The sequence below is a fragment of the Anaerostipes hadrus ATCC 29173 = JCM 17467 genome (assembly GCF_030296915.1).
Classification (GTDB): domain Bacteria; phylum Bacillota; class Clostridia; order Lachnospirales; family Lachnospiraceae; genus Anaerostipes; species Anaerostipes hadrus.
On sequence record NZ_AP028031.1, the window covers coordinates 149,372 to 164,159 of the forward strand.

The window sequence follows — 14,788 nt, forward strand, 5'->3', positions numbered from 1 at the left end:
ATGAAGAAATTGTTAGTGATAATTTTGGGTTGTGTAATATGTATATGTAATTTAAATACTTCAGTAACTGCTATGGAAAATGAACAAGATGTTATTTTTTCACAAAATTGGATGATAGAAGATGGATATATAGAAGAAATAGTAGAAGAAATATTACCATTTTCTACAATAGTTAATATGAATTGGAAGGTTGGTGCGAAGACAGAAAAGAAAACCAAAACATTTTATAAAAAAGCAGGTAGTAAAATTACAGTAGATATAAAAGTTATTCCAAAGCAAAAAGTACGTATAGGGATAGTGGCAAAAGATATAGGTAGGATGTACGTAGATACAACCAATACAGTAAAAAGGACATTTAATATAAAAAAAACAGGGGAATATAGTGTTTTTGTTACAAATAAATCCGACAATGCAATATATGCAGTTGGAAGTTATACAAAATAATAAAGGAAAGGAGGAGAAAAATAATAGCAAGAGTTCATGTAATATATTGGGTGGAGCCAGTGTTCATAAAAGAGCATCGTATCATATGAATTTTTATATTATTGCAAATGGTAACTAGAAACGGTAACTAATGATTTGTATGATATAGGAGGTATAGTCATGAGAAGTTTAAAAGAATAACCGCAGCGATAGCAATAATTTGCAGGGTTTGTAATTCTAATGATAATACGGGAAGTAAAGTTAGAAAAGCTAATAGCGCTTACTATCCAGAAGTTGAATGTGGATATATAAAATATTCAGGAGTAAAGTATTTGTATAAAGAGGGGTTAAAAAAGACAAAAGTTGCAACAACAGCAATTTCTCTAATGATATCAGCAGTACCTGGATGTGGATGGGGGCTTTCAGCAGTTTCCTTGGCATCATCCTATGGAGGATATTCAGCTTTAGAGAAGGCGGTTCATAAAGCTTATTATAAAAAGAAAGGAATAAAAGTATATTATAAAATTCATAAATCAGTAATGAGTATGAATAAAGTAAGATATGTTGTTGGTTAAGAGAAAGGAGCAAAAGGATGAAAAAAAAATTGCGATTAAAAACATTTCGTAAAAATATAATTCAATTGGTAATATTTCTAGGAATTGTTACCGTTTTAAGTAGCTCACAAAAATATATTCCGTATACAAGACAAGAAATTATAGTGCAGGATATAGTTCTATTTTTATTGTATTTGGTTTTGAGTATTGTAATTGATATAATCAATGAGAAAAAACAAGGCTAGTTGATTTAAGAATATGAAAAATAGGAGCAATTTGATATGAAGAAAAAACGAAGCATAATTCTAATAAGTATTCTAATCATTGTATCGGCTGTCATATATTTTTACAAACCACAACAAAATAATTCCTATCAACTTGGAGTCATTATCTCAATAGGGAATAAAGATAAAAGCAATATTTTATATTATAATGATCAACTTCAAAAAACAGGACAAAAGAAGTTGAAGATCGGAAACATTGCGAGTCAGTATGATATTCCAAAGACAGTGAATGATAAAGTGTATATGATCCCAAAAGGAGTTCCATATGTAAATGAGCGGGAAGAAGTAATGGAGCTTGATCATAATACACAAAAAATAAAGTTATATAAAATAGGACGGCCGGGACTTTTTGCTTTTGATGAGAAGGATGGTGATATCTATACAACAAACTGGCTAAACGGTGTATCGACTCTGACAAAATATAACGAAGAGACGGGGAAGATACAGCGATATGAGGAACCTGTTGGAATGTTTGGATATTTACATTGTGCAGGGAATTATATTTATGTAGAAAAACAGGTCGATCAGGAAGAAGGAACGATTAATTATTTAATGAAGATTGATCGCAAAACATTAAAGAAGGTAAAAGAAATAAAGGTAAATCACAGCGAAGATGAATCCGTGTTTTTCTATTCAGATGATAAAAATCTCTATTTTTCTTCAGGAAATACAGATAAAATCTTGTATCAGATGGATTTAAAAAAAGACAAGATCAGCAAGCTCAAATTAAAAGAAATAAATCCACAGCAAATTTTACCGTATAAAAATAAATTGTTTGTTACACACTGTGATCTAACCAGTGGAATGGGAAAAGCAATTTCATTGTTAAACCCACAAACAGGAGAAAGCAAAGTTTATAAATTCAAGCATAATGTAATTCAATGTCAAACAAAAGAGGGCTATTTGTATATACTAAGTAATGATAGTATCTATAAATATAAATTTGATGGAGAAAAAATGCATTTAGAAGCAAGCAGTAAAATCTCTTTCAAAGGATCTTGGAAGGATGGATATATCAGTAGCTTTTTTCTGAGATAGTATGTTATCATAGATGATTGAATTTTTTGAAATGATTACGAGAAATGAGGATATGAGCGTGAAAGTGAATTCACACTCATATCCTTATTTTTGTTTTACAAATAAGAATTTAAAATATATGGAATAAAATGTAAAAACATATTGTAAATAAATGTATAATAATGTAAAATAAATCCATGTAAATAAAAGAAACATAAGGAGATACATATGACAGAAAAGCTAAAAAATAAAATCAATGATGAACAATTAAAGATCAGAGCGATTAGTGATGAAAAAATAACAGTAAAACTAACAAACAATTATGCATTTCAAAAAATATTTAAAAATACTAAAATTGTAAAAGGATTTCCAATGGCATTGCTGGATTTAAAAGAATATGAAATCAAAAAAATTGAAATTACAGATCCATTTACACTGGGAGAAAATGATGAAGAAAAAGAAGGAATTCTGGACATCAAATTGATTTTAAATCAAAACAGAAAGATTAACATTGAAATGCAAAACACCTATCAAGATGATTGGACAGAGAGAAGCCTTTTTTATAATTGTCGAATGTTTACAGATGGATTAAAAAAAGGACATCCTTATGGAGAAATTCCACCATGTATTCATGTTGGTATTTTAAATTTTAATCAAATGATAAGTCCGAATTATTACCATAAATTTAGTCTGATGGATGAAAAAACCAAAGAGATATATAGTAGAAAATTTCAATTTCATATGATAGAATTGAAGAAACTAAAGTACGTAAAAGAGAAACAAAAGAAAAAACCATTATATCGATGGGCAAAGTTGATAGCTGCACAGACATGGGAAGAATTGGAACAGGAATCAAAAGGTAATAAGTATATGGAAAGGGCGCTGGAAGAGATGATAAAGATCAGTCAGGATGAGAGGGAAAGATATTTGTATCTGAGAGAAGAGATGGCAGAGAGTGACAGAGCAAGTCAGATACAAAGTGCACAGAGGATTGGACGTAAGGAAGGAGAAATATTAAAATTAATTTCATTAGTTCAAAAGAAAATTTTGAAAAATAAAACTTTGCCACAGATTGCAGAAGAATCAGAAGAAGATACGATAGTAATTGAACCTATTTATACATTAATAAAAGAGAATCCAGAGGCAGAGAAAGAAGAAATCTACAAAATGTTGAATTTGTAAGGAGTTTAACAATCGTTTGTTGACACATAAAAATAACAACACCAGTCTTGACATCCAATCATCGTTTGCATATAATAAAACCAATAGAAATAGTAGGAAATACAAAAATACCAGCGGAAGCGCAGCATAACAAGAATAGAAATGCTAAGCATCCGCTTTTTTATTCTAAATAAAAGGAGAAAGAAATGTTAAATCAGTTTTCAAGAACAGAACTATTACTTGGAAAAGAAGCACTCGATAAATTAGCTGGCAGCAGAGTTGCTGTCTTTGGAATCGGTGGTGTTGGTGGATATGTATGCGAAGCCTTAGTACGAAGCGGTGTCGGTGAATTCGACCTTGTTGACGATGATAAAGTCTGCTTAACAAACCTAAACCGCCAGATCATCGCAACAAGAAAAACAATCGGAAAATACAAAGTAGAAGTGATGAGAGACCGTATTTTAGAGATCAACCCAGATGCGAAAGTCAACGTTCATAAATGTTTCTTCTTACCAGAGAATGCCGATGAATTTCCATTTGAGGAATATGACTACATCGTTGATGCCGTTGACACAGTGACAGCAAAGATCTCATTAGTTATGGCAGCAAAGGAAAAGAATGTACCGATCATCAGCAGTATGGGAGCTGGAAATAAATTAGATCCAAGCCAGTTTAAAGTGGCAGATATCTATAAGACAAAAGTATGTCCTCTTGCAAAGGTTATGCGAAGAGAGTTAAAGAAGAGAAGAGTTAAGAAATTAAAAGTTGTATATTCAGAAGAAATGCCGATCAAACCAAAAGATGATATGGCAAACAGCTGCAGAACAAACTGTATCTGCCCTCCAGGAGCACAGCACAAATGTACAGAAAAAAGAGCGATTCCAGGCAGTACAGCATTTGTACCATCTGTCGCAGGACTGATCATCGCAGGGGAAGTAGTGAAGGATTTATGCAAGGCGTAAAAAGTGTAACAAAACAAGCATTTATGAAATCCATACCGATCATGTGCAGCTATATATTTGTCAGTATGGCATATGGAATGATGATGGAGAATGCAGGATTTGCGTGGTATTATTCGCTTCTTACAAGCCTTACCGTGTATACAGGAGCTTTTCAGTTTGTCCTGATTACATTTTTAAGCAGTGGGGCATCCATCGTCACGATCGCAGTGACAGCTTTGTTGATGAACAGCAGACAGAGTTTCTACAGCCTTTCATTTTTGGAGACATTCCGCAAGATGGGAAGAAAGAAACTTTATATGATCCATACGATGACAGATGAGACATATGCAGTAAACTGCACAATCGAAGACAAAGATGAAAACAGCAGAAAAGAGATGTTTCTCGTTGCATTCTTCAGCAGATGTTACTGGATGTTTGGAGCAGTGATGGGCGGTCTGATCGGGCAGTTGATTCCGTTTGAACTTAAAGGAATCGATTTTTGTATGACTGCATTGTTTATCATCATTTTTATCGATCAATGGGAGAAAGCGGACAAGCATTTTCCAGCGGTCACAGGAATTCTGATCGCAATTATCGCATTACTGATCTTTGGACAGACCGCATTTATGCTGCCAGCATTGGTGATCGTTTCAGGAGTTTTAATCTTTTGGAATAGTGAACAACAGGAAGTTTAGACAGAAAGGGGAAAATAATGAACACAAAAATGGCATTGATCGCGATTTTCGTTTCCGCCGTGATTACATTTGCACTTCGAGCCCTCCCTTTTCTTGTATTTCAGGAAGGAAAAGAGCTTCCAGATCAGATCAAACGATTAGGAATGGTGTTGCCATCTTCGATCATGGCAGTACTGATCGTGTATTGCCTGAAAGATGTCGGAGATGACTTTATGGCAGATGGCTTATGGAAACTGATCGCAGCAGCAATTACTGCAGTCAGTTACAAATGGAAACATAATACGCTGATCAGCATTTTACTTGGAACAGTGAGTTATATGCTGTTCTTACATTTTTTTTGGATAGAACAGATTTGAGATAGAATAAAACATAGGATGAAACAGGAGATATATATGGCAAGAGAAATAGAGACAAAATGTATTCATTTAGAAGAGGAAGAAAATTCGATCAACCACTATGGTGCGATCAGTTACCCAATCTATCAGTCAGCAACATACGCACATCCAGGAGTCGGACAAAGCACAGGTTATGATTACAGCCGTCTGCAGAATCCAACGAGAGAACATCTGGAGAAAACAGTGGCTTCTCTGGAAAATGGAATCGATGCATTGGCATTTTCCTCAGGAATGGCAGCGATCACGTTGATGATGGAATTATTCAAACCGGGCGATCATCTGATCGTGGATGCAGATTTGTATGGTGGCAGCATCCGTCTATTTAATCACGTATCTGAGAAAAACGGAATCGAATTTTCCAGTGTGGACTGTCACAAGGAAAATGTTGCAGCATATATCAGAGAAAACACAAAAGCAGTTTATATCGAGACACCAACCAACCCAATGATGAATGTCACAGATATCAAAGCATTAGCTGAGATCACAAAGAAACATAACATCCTTCTAATTGTTGACAATACATTTTTATCTCCATATTTCCAGAATCCATTAGATCTCGGAGCAGATATTGTTGTACACAGCGGAACAAAATACCTTGGAGGTCATAACGATACACTGGCTGGATTCTTAGTTACAAACAGAGAAGATATCAGCGAAAGATTTCGCTTCCTGATCAAGACAACAGGAGCCGGATTAGCACCATTTGACTGTTTCCTGATCCAGAGAGGGATCAAAACTTTAGGAGTCCGTATGGACCGTGCACAGGAAAATGCGATCGAGATCGCAAAATGGTTAAAAGAACAGGATATCGTAAAGAAAGTTGTTTATCCAGGATTCAAAGAACATCCAGGATACGAGATCATGAAAAAACAGGCAAGAGGATTTGGAGCAATGCTTACATTTGAACTTACGAAGAAAGAATATGCGATCAATATCCTTGAAAAAGTAAGAATGATCAAATATGCAGAAAGTCTTGGTGGGGTGGAAACACTGATCACATATCCAATGACACAGACACATGCAGACGTTCCAGAACATATCCGCAAACAAAACGGGATCACGGATTGTGTGTTAAGAATGTCTGTCGGAATTGAGAATGTCAAAGATTTATTAAATGAACTGGAAGAGGTATTTGCAGAAGTACGAGGTGAATAAACTTTTGAAAAGGAGTGATTTGAAAAATGATGCAGAAGATTCAAAAATTTGGAGGTGCGATGTTACAATTAAAATAATTGTTATCTGATTTCTAAATATATAAAATTCATAAGTCCCAGAAAAAGTACAAAGTTTTGTTCTGGGACTTATTTAGTTTGAAAGAATATGTTAAATTGGTAGAAAATAATATTTATGAACAAAATCAAGGGAGAAACGTTATGAAGAATATAAAAGTTATAATGTGTGATATTGATGGAACACTGTTAAATAGCAAGGGAATCGTTACCACCAAAACAATTGATGCGATAAAGAAAGTTCGAGAACAAGGAATCTTGTTTGGAATATCAACAGGAAGAGATGTTCCAAGTGTAAAAAGGTTGTTTGGAAAATGGGGAATTGGCGGGCTTGTTGATATGGTCGTTGGAAGCAACGGAGGTGAGATTTATGATTACAAAACCGATTATTATGAAGAAAATTTTGCCCTTCCAGGAAACCTGATCGCAAATATCATGGAGCACTATAAAGATATGGATGTGAATTTTGCAATTCATGGGGATGGAGTTTTGTATACTCCGAAAGAAGATGAACTTATTAAAATTTTATCTAAAGGTGATCAGCTTCCATATGAAGTCATTGATTTTGACGAGTATTTAAAAGAAGATCGTTTAAAACTTCTTATTGTTTGCAAACCAGAAACTATGCCGGCAGTTATTGAGAGAGCAAAAACCTTTAAAAATGAACGTTTCAAATGTGCAAGTCTTCAAACGACGCAACACCTGTTTGAATTTATGGATCCTAGAATCTCAAAATCCTTTGGATTACAAAAACTGATGGAGATGCATGGATTTACGATGGAAAATCTCTGCACATTTGGAGATGCAGATAATGATTATGATATGACCTTGCATGCAGGAGTCGGAGTCGTCATGGCAAATGGAAGTGAAAAAACAAAAAGTGTTGCAGATCATATTACCAAAGACAATGATCACGATGGAATTGGAGTGTTTCTGCAAGAACATTTGATCTCCAGATCATAAGAATCTGTGGATTAAAAATATAAAGAGAACTTATAGCAAATCAAAAGAAAAACCTATAACAGAAATAATGCAAAAGATGTTGACAATAAAGATATGTGGTTGTATAATCTAAAACATAGAAAACCTAGTAGAAAAATAGGAAATAAAACGGAATAAAAACAACAACTTTTTATGGAGGTTTAGAATTATGAGTAAGATTACAGCAAGCGCATTAGAATTAATCGGAGGAACACCACTTCTTAAAGCAGATAGATATGCAGACAAAGCAGGAGTGAAAGACGCAACGATCCTTACAAAACTTGAGTACTTAAATCCAGCAGGATCTGTCAAAGACCGTATCGCATTGGCAATGATCGAAGATGCAGAGAAGAAAGGTCAGTTAAAACCAGGATCAACGATCATCGAACCAACAAGTGGTAACACAGGAATCGGTCTTGCAGCAGTTGCAACAGCAAAAGGATACAGAGCGATCCTTACACTGCCTGACACAATGAGTGTTGAAAGAAGAAACTTATTAAAAGCCTATGGTGCTGAATTAGTATTAACAGAAGGTGCCAAAGGAATGAAAGGTGCTATCGCCAAAGCCGATGAACTTGCAAAAGAGATTGACGGAGCAGTCATCTTAGGACAGTTCGTAAACCCAGCAAACCCAGCTGTACACAAAGCAACAACAGGACCAGAGATCTGGAATCAGACAGACGGTAAAGTAGACATCTTCGTAGCAGGTGTTGGTACAGGAGGAACATTAACAGGTGTTGGTGAATACTTGAAAGAACAGAACCCAGATGTTAAAATAGTAGCAGTTGAACCTGCAACATCTCCAGTATTATCAAAAGGAACAGCTGGAGCACATAAGATTCAGGGAATCGGTGCTGGATTCGTACCTGACACACTGAATACAAAGATTTATGATGAAGTTATCACAATCGAGAATGAAGATGCATTTACAGAAGGAAGAGCATTCGCACACAGCGAAGGAATCTTAGTTGGTATTTCTTCAGGAGCAGCATTAAAAGCAGCTACGATCCTTGCAGAGAGACCAGAGAACAAAGGAAAGACAATTGTAGCATTACTTCCAGATTCAGGAGACAGATACTTATCTACAGCATTATTCGCTGAAGACTAGAATAAGAGGAAAGAATATGGAAATCACGGTACAGCAAGTAGAATTACTGTCCGATGATGATTATATCTACCTAGATGTAAGAGGTGAGATCGCATACCAGCATGGACATATACCGAAGGCTTACGAATGGGCTGGTGATTTCTCTCACATCGAGGAACTTCCAAAGGATAAGAGGCTGATCGTATATTGCAACTATGGAGAGAAAAGCGCCCCAATTGCCGAACAGTTAAGACAAGAAGGGTATGAAGCTTTGAACTTATCCGGCGGTTACCGAGAATGGTTATTACATGTGACATCCCAAAAAGAACAGATGCAGGACGTTTCAAAGGACGGACTGCATCTGTTTTCGTCTACAGAAGAATTAACACCAGACGAGGTTAAACGATATGATCGTCAGATCATCCTGCCACAGGTAGGAAGTGACGGACAAAAGAAATTAAAGAAATCAAAAGTTCTGATCATCGGAGCTGGCGGCTTAGGTGCACCAGCGGCTTTATATCTTGCAGGAGCAGGTGTTGGAACGATCGGAATTGTGGATGCAGATGATGTCAGCGTGTCAAACTTACAGAGACAGATCATTCACACAAGCAAAAGAGAAGGAACAAATAAGGCAGAATCAGCAAAGAAATCAATGCTTGAATTAAATGAGCATATCAAGGTAAACACCTATCCAGAATATTTATATGCGGATAACGCAGAAGAATTGTTCAAAGAATACGATTTTATCATTGATGCTGTGGATAACTTTGAGACAAAGTTCCTGATCAATGATACATGTGTGTTGTTAAAGAAACCATTTTGTCATGCAGGAATCTTGCAGTTTCAGGGTCAGGTTATGACCTATGTTCCAGAAGAAGACCAGCCATGTTACAGATGTATTTTTGAGGAGATACCAGAAAGCGGTTCTGTGCCAAACTGCAGTCAGGCAGGGATCATTGGTGCAGTCGCAGGAATCATTGGATGTATTCAGGCATTAGAAGCGATCAAGTATCTGTTAGGAATCGGGGAATTGCTGACAGGCAAGATGCTTGTGATGGATGGATTAACGATGAATACAAGAGTTGTTAAATTCCCATCAAAGAATAAGAATTGTCGTGTTTGTGGTGAGCATGCGGATATTAAAAGTGTGAAAGAAAATCGGATGGAATATGTCGGGGTCGCTTGTCCTGTAAAATAAAAGATAAAGAGAGGTCATGTATGACATTAAAAAATATGATTGAATTATCAAACGGATTAACACCAATTGAGACAGAAATCGGATATTATATATTAAAAAATCAAGAAGATATCTTAGATATGTCGGTTATTGAATTAGCAGAAAAAACATTTGTGTCAAAATCAGCCATTCATCGATTTTGCAAAAAGATTGGGTTAAAAGGATTCAATGAATTGAAAGTCATATTGGCAAAAGATATCTCAGAAATGAAATCAGATATTGAGATGATCGATGTAAATTATCCATTTGAACGAAAAGATGGACCACAGATGATCGCAAAGAAACTGAGTAAGTTATATGAAACAGCAATCTATGATACCTATGATTATATGGATTTTATAGAATTGCATAAAGTGGCACAATTATTACATAAAGCGGAAGTTATAGACATTTATACCCATTCACATAACATGAATGTTGCAGAAAATTTTCAGGATAAGATGTTAACAGCAGGCAAAAGTAGTGTAGAATGTCCACATGGATTTTATAAACAAAGACTGACAGCATTAGCAAGTAATCCGAAACATGCAGCGATCATTCTCTCATATTCTGGAAAAGCAACCTTTGTAAAGCCAATTTTAAAGGTGCTGCATCAAAAGAAGGTGCCTGTTGTGTATGTTGGGAAAGCAGGTGGGAATTTATATCCACAGTATGTTGCCGGTGCATTAACGATCAGCAGCAGAGAAAACTTACGAGATCGTATCTCTCAGTTCTCATCTCATATTGCGATGCAGTATATGATGGATGTTGTTTTTGGCTGTATTTACAATATGGACCGTGAAAAGAATATTGAATATCTCAAAGAATCCATAGGATTTATGGATGATCGAGATATTCAGGATGAATGATACTAAATTATAGTTTGTTATAGATCATGGAATTTGTATATACATCTTTAGCATGTTTCGAATGATAATTCTCCATATAATTTTTCTGGAAAATGATAGAATAGATGTAATCAAAAATAAAATCCATATTTGTTTGAGAGGCAAAACTGGCAACTTTTTCATCAAAGGATTCATCATCAGGAAGTTGTAATACAATATCAGAATTCACAGCCAGTTTGGAATGAATATTACTTGTAACCGTAATGATCGGAACGTTATGATCTTTTAAAACTGGAAGATAAGAATTGTAATCATGATGCATAGCACTATAAGTACAGAAGATCACAAGGTCATTAGAGGTAATATTGCCGACTGTATAAAAATTATTCTGATATTCATCACCAATAATAAAATATTCATTTAATTTGATCATTTTATTTTTAAAATTCTCAAGAGAAATTCTGGAGTCACCTTTTCCAAACAGGAATACACGGTGGCTCTTTTTTATATTATAAGCAGTCATTTCTAATTGCACGGGATCTAACAGATTCCGTGTTTTTTTAATTCCATTTGCAAGAATTTCAGATAAATGAAGACCGATATCTTCAACAGAATCATCTGGAGAAAAAGGTAGATTAAAATTAAGATCCTGACCAGAAATAGATGCTTCTCGGATCAGTTGTAATTTGAAATCTTTAAATCCATCAAATCCTAATTTTTTACAAAAACGTAAAACAGAAGAAGTCGAAGAAAAGGATTCTTTTGCCATTTTGTTTAAAGTGACTTGATCAAAAGAGTTTAAATTGTTTTGTAAAAAATAAATCATATTCTGTTCAGAATTATTAAAAAAATCAGGATTTTTAATTTGTTCTAGTATCATATCAATCATTCTCCTAAAAAAGTATAGTTTTCAAATATTTCTTTTTTTATTGTGAATTTGCACAAATAACCGGAATAAATTTATGCAGATTGTCCATGAAATAGTTGTGATGTTCCAAAAATAGCGTGAACTATTGAGCCTGAAATTTTCAAGAAATATAATCAGGGCACATGAAATAATATGACGGATATGGAGGAAAAAATCAATGAAAAAAGAATTTAAGATTGTGATATGTGGTGGTGGAAGTACTTATACCGCAGGGATTGTAAAAAATCTTTTGGAAGAGGAAGAATTAAAAATCAAAGAATTATGGTTATATGATATTGATCAGGAACGACAAGAAAAAGTGTCACTGATCGTAAAAGAAGTTGTAAAAGATTTAAGACCTTCTTTGGAATTGAAAATTAGTACGGATGAAGAAGAGGCATTTACAGATGCAGACTTTATTATGGCACAGATGCGAGTCGGTGGACTAAAAATGCGAGTAAAAGATGAACAGATTTCATTAAAACATGGATGCATTGGACAGGAAACATGTGGAGCCGGGGGAATGGCATATGGAATGAGAACGATCGGACCAATGGTACATCTGATCGATGTTTGTGAGAAATATGCATCAAAAACTTATTGGATCGTTAATTATTCAAATCCAGCTGCGATTGTTGCTAAGGCAACACAGACATTACGTCCAAATGCAAGAATTTTAAATATCTGTGATATGCCAGTTGAGGTAGAAGCAAGAATGGCAGAAATCCTAGACACAGATCTTAGCAATCTGGAAGTGGATTATTTTGGATTGAATCATTATGGATGGTTTACAAAAGTACAGTGTAATGGTGAAGATGTCACAGAAAAATTGAAGAAACATGTAGCAGAATATGGCTATGTATCAAAGGCTAGTTATGAAGATGCACTGGTAAAGGATCCAGACTGGCTGCATACGTTTACGAACGCAAAGAAGATCGTCAATTATTTTCCAGATTATCTGCCTAATACATACTGGCAATATTACCTTCTTGGAGATGACATTGTAGATTATATGGATATCAATAATACAAGAGGAATGCAGGTTATTCATGGAAGAGAAACAAAGATCCGTGAAGCAGTCAAAAAACTAGAACAGGGAGAGAAGATCGACCTGACACAGTTTTATGTAGGAGTTCATGGAAAATTTATTGTGGAAGTAGTAAAAGCACTTGCATATGACACGAGAAGCAGACAGCTTGTCATCGTAAAAAATGACGGAGCAGTCAAGAATCTCCCAGACGATGCCATGGTTGAAATCCCTGCATATATTACAAAAGACGGGCCAGAACCAGTAAGAGTTGGAGAAATTCCTAGATTTTATAAAGGGTTAATTGAACAACAGGATGCTTGTGAAGGATTGGTAGTAGAAGCGGTGATCGAAGGATCATATAAAAAAGCATTGCAGGCATTTACTTTAAACCGCACAATTCCATCTGCCAATGTGGCAAAAGAAATTTTAGATGAAATGATCGAAGAAAACAAAGAATACTGGCCGGAATTGAAATAAAGTTTCAAAAAGTTTCAGAGGGTTTCATAATCCTGAAACTTTTTCAGGGAAAAAATATCCACATCAGGAAAATCCATTGTACAAAAGAAGCCAGCTCTGTATCATGTGAATAGAACAAAGGAAACAAAGATATTTTGAGGAGGCATAGAACGATGAAAGGTGCAGTAAAAATCGTAACGATTGGTGGAGGAAGCAGTTATACACCGGAACTGATGGAAGGTTTTATCAAGCGATACGAGGAACTTCCAATCAAAGAAATCTGGCTAGTCGATATTGAAGATGGAAAAGAAAAAGTAGAGATCGTGGGGGCGCTGGCACAGAGAATGTGGGATGCATCTCCATATGATGTAAAAGTTTATACAACATTAAACAGAAGAGAAGCATTAAAAGATGCCGACTTTGTTACAACACAATTTCGAGTAGGACTTTTGGATGCCAGAATTAAGGACGAAAGAATTCCTTCACTATATGGAATGCTTGGACAGGAAACAAACGGAGCAGGAGGAATGTTTAAAGCATTTCGAACAATTCCAGTGATCGGACAGATTGTAGAAGATATGAAAGAGTTATGTCCAGATGCATGGTTGATCAATTTCACAAATCCAAGCGGAATGGTAACAGAAGCAGTGATCAAACACTTTGGATGGAAAAAATGTATCGGACTCTGCAATGTGCCAACGATTGCAATGATGGCAGAACCAGAGATTCTTGGAAAAAATATCAACCAGTTAAATTACAGATATGCAGGAATCAACCATTTCCATTGGCACAAAGTATTTGATGAAAATGGAAATGATATGACACCAATTTTGATCGATCATATCAATGAAAAAGGTGGTGGAACACCAGCCAATATCTATCAAGCTGAATTTCCATTGGAATTACTTCACAGCATGAATATGGTGCCTTGTGGATACCACAGATATTACTACATGAAACAAGCAATGCTTGAGCATGCGATTGAAGAATTCAATGAAGGTGGTACTAGAGCAGAGCAAATGAAACAGGTAGAACATGAGTTGTTTGAAATTTATAAAAATGCAGAACTTCATGAAAAACCAGAACAACTTGGAAAACGTGGAGGAGCATATTACAGTGATGCAGCTTGCGAATGTATCCGTGCAATTTATGCAAATAAGAAGATCCATATGGTAGTAAGTACACAAAACAATGGAGCAATTTCATGCTTAGATGATGACTCTATCGTGGAAGTATCAAGTATCATTTCAGCGACAGGAGCACAGCCAATGGCATTTGGAAAGCTTCCATCAGCAGAAAAAGGATGGCTTCAGATGATGAAAGCAATGGAAGAATGTACAATTGAAGCGGCATTGACAGGAGATTACGGAAAAGCATTAGAAGCATTCGTATTAAATCCATTAGTAGAAAATAATGAAAATACAACAAAAGTTTTAGATGAACTGTTAGTTGCACATGCAAAATATCTGCCACAGTTTAAAGAAAAGATTGAAGAACTTAAAGCAAAAGGAGTTCATTCTACAGATCCTGTTGTTATGGACTTAATGGAACATGGACACTAAGC

15 protein-coding genes are annotated in these 14,788 nt (G+C 35.3%); 14 read left to right on the forward strand and 1 reads right to left on the reverse strand.

Annotated elements, in window-relative coordinates; all coding sequences use genetic code 11:
• The 12 genes from QUE18_RS00725 (at position 1) to QUE18_RS00785 (ending at position 10,852) form a co-directional block, all read left to right on the forward strand.
• A complete protein-coding gene (locus tag QUE18_RS00725; protein ID WP_009204689.1) occupies positions 1-444 on the forward strand; it encodes a hypothetical protein in 444 nt (147 codons plus the stop codon).
• 311 nt (positions 445-755) lie between these two features.
• Positions 756-998 (forward strand): hypothetical protein, encoded by a 243-nt coding sequence (locus QUE18_RS00730; protein ID WP_009204691.1) that lies wholly within the window; start codon positions 756-758, stop codon positions 996-998.
• Positions 999-1,441: 443 nt separating this feature from the next.
• The gene (locus QUE18_RS00735; protein WP_242852755.1) at positions 1,442-2,299 is read left to right on the forward strand and encodes a YncE family protein; all 858 of its coding nucleotides are present in this window, start codon (positions 1,442-1,444) and stop codon (positions 2,297-2,299) included.
• Between the two features lie 207 nt (positions 2,300-2,506).
• Entirely contained in the window at positions 2,507-3,460 is a 954-nt protein-coding gene (locus QUE18_RS00740; protein ID WP_022091211.1) for an Rpn family recombination-promoting nuclease/putative transposase, read from the forward strand.
• A gap of 185 nt (positions 3,461-3,645) precedes the next feature.
• On the forward strand, positions 3,646-4,401 hold the full coding sequence (locus QUE18_RS00745; protein ID WP_009204694.1) for a tRNA threonylcarbamoyladenosine dehydratase: 756 nt from the start codon (positions 3,646-3,648) through the stop codon (positions 4,399-4,401).
• Positions 4,389-5,075 (forward strand): AzlC family ABC transporter permease, encoded by a 687-nt coding sequence (locus QUE18_RS00750; RefSeq protein ID WP_009204695.1) that lies wholly within the window; start codon positions 4,389-4,391, stop codon positions 5,073-5,075. Before QUE18_RS00745 ends, QUE18_RS00750 begins: the two co-directional genes overlap by 13 nt.
• Before the next feature lie 17 nt (positions 5,076-5,092).
• Positions 5,093-5,431 (forward strand): branched-chain amino acid transporter permease, encoded by a 339-nt coding sequence (locus QUE18_RS00755; protein ID WP_009204696.1) that lies wholly within the window; start codon positions 5,093-5,095, stop codon positions 5,429-5,431.
• Between the two features lie 18 nt (positions 5,432-5,449).
• Positions 5,450-6,625, forward strand: coding sequence for a trans-sulfuration enzyme family protein (locus tag QUE18_RS00760; RefSeq protein ID WP_009204697.1), 1,176 nt, complete (start codon positions 5,450-5,452; stop codon positions 6,623-6,625).
• Positions 6,626-6,843: 218 nt separating this feature from the next.
• Positions 6,844-7,662 (forward strand): Cof-type HAD-IIB family hydrolase, encoded by an 819-nt coding sequence (locus QUE18_RS00765; protein ID WP_040344651.1) that lies wholly within the window; start codon positions 6,844-6,846, stop codon positions 7,660-7,662.
• Between the two features lie 187 nt (positions 7,663-7,849).
• A complete protein-coding gene (gene cysK, locus QUE18_RS00770) occupies positions 7,850-8,788 on the forward strand; it encodes a cysteine synthase A (RefSeq protein ID WP_009204699.1) in 939 nt (312 codons plus the stop codon).
• A gap of 16 nt (positions 8,789-8,804) precedes the next feature.
• Entirely contained in the window at positions 8,805-9,965 is a 1,161-nt protein-coding gene (gene moeB / locus QUE18_RS00780; protein ID WP_009204700.1) for a molybdopterin-synthase adenylyltransferase MoeB, read from the forward strand.
• Positions 9,966-9,985: 20 nt separating this feature from the next.
• A complete protein-coding gene (locus QUE18_RS00785) occupies positions 9,986-10,852 on the forward strand; it encodes a MurR/RpiR family transcriptional regulator (RefSeq protein WP_009204701.1) in 867 nt (288 codons plus the stop codon).
• A gap of 7 nt (positions 10,853-10,859) precedes the next feature.
• Here the strand turns inward: QUE18_RS00785 and QUE18_RS00790 are convergent, their stop codons facing one another.
• Positions 10,860-11,711, reverse strand: coding sequence for a MurR/RpiR family transcriptional regulator (locus QUE18_RS00790; RefSeq protein WP_055072888.1), 852 nt, complete (start codon positions 11,709-11,711; stop codon positions 10,860-10,862).
• Positions 11,712-11,916: 205 nt separating this feature from the next.
• On the opposite strand from QUE18_RS00790, the gene QUE18_RS00795 reads away from it, so the two are divergent.
• Both QUE18_RS00795 and QUE18_RS00800 read left to right on the forward strand, forming a co-directional pair.
• Entirely contained in the window at positions 11,917-13,245 is a 1,329-nt protein-coding gene (locus tag QUE18_RS00795; RefSeq protein WP_009204703.1) for a 6-phospho-alpha-glucosidase, read from the forward strand.
• 152 nt (positions 13,246-13,397) lie between these two features.
• Complete coding sequence (locus QUE18_RS00800) at positions 13,398-14,786, forward strand: 6-phospho-beta-glucosidase (RefSeq protein ID WP_009204704.1); 1,389 nt, start codon at positions 13,398-13,400, stop codon at positions 14,784-14,786.
• Positions 14,787-14,788: the final 2 nt, after the last annotated feature.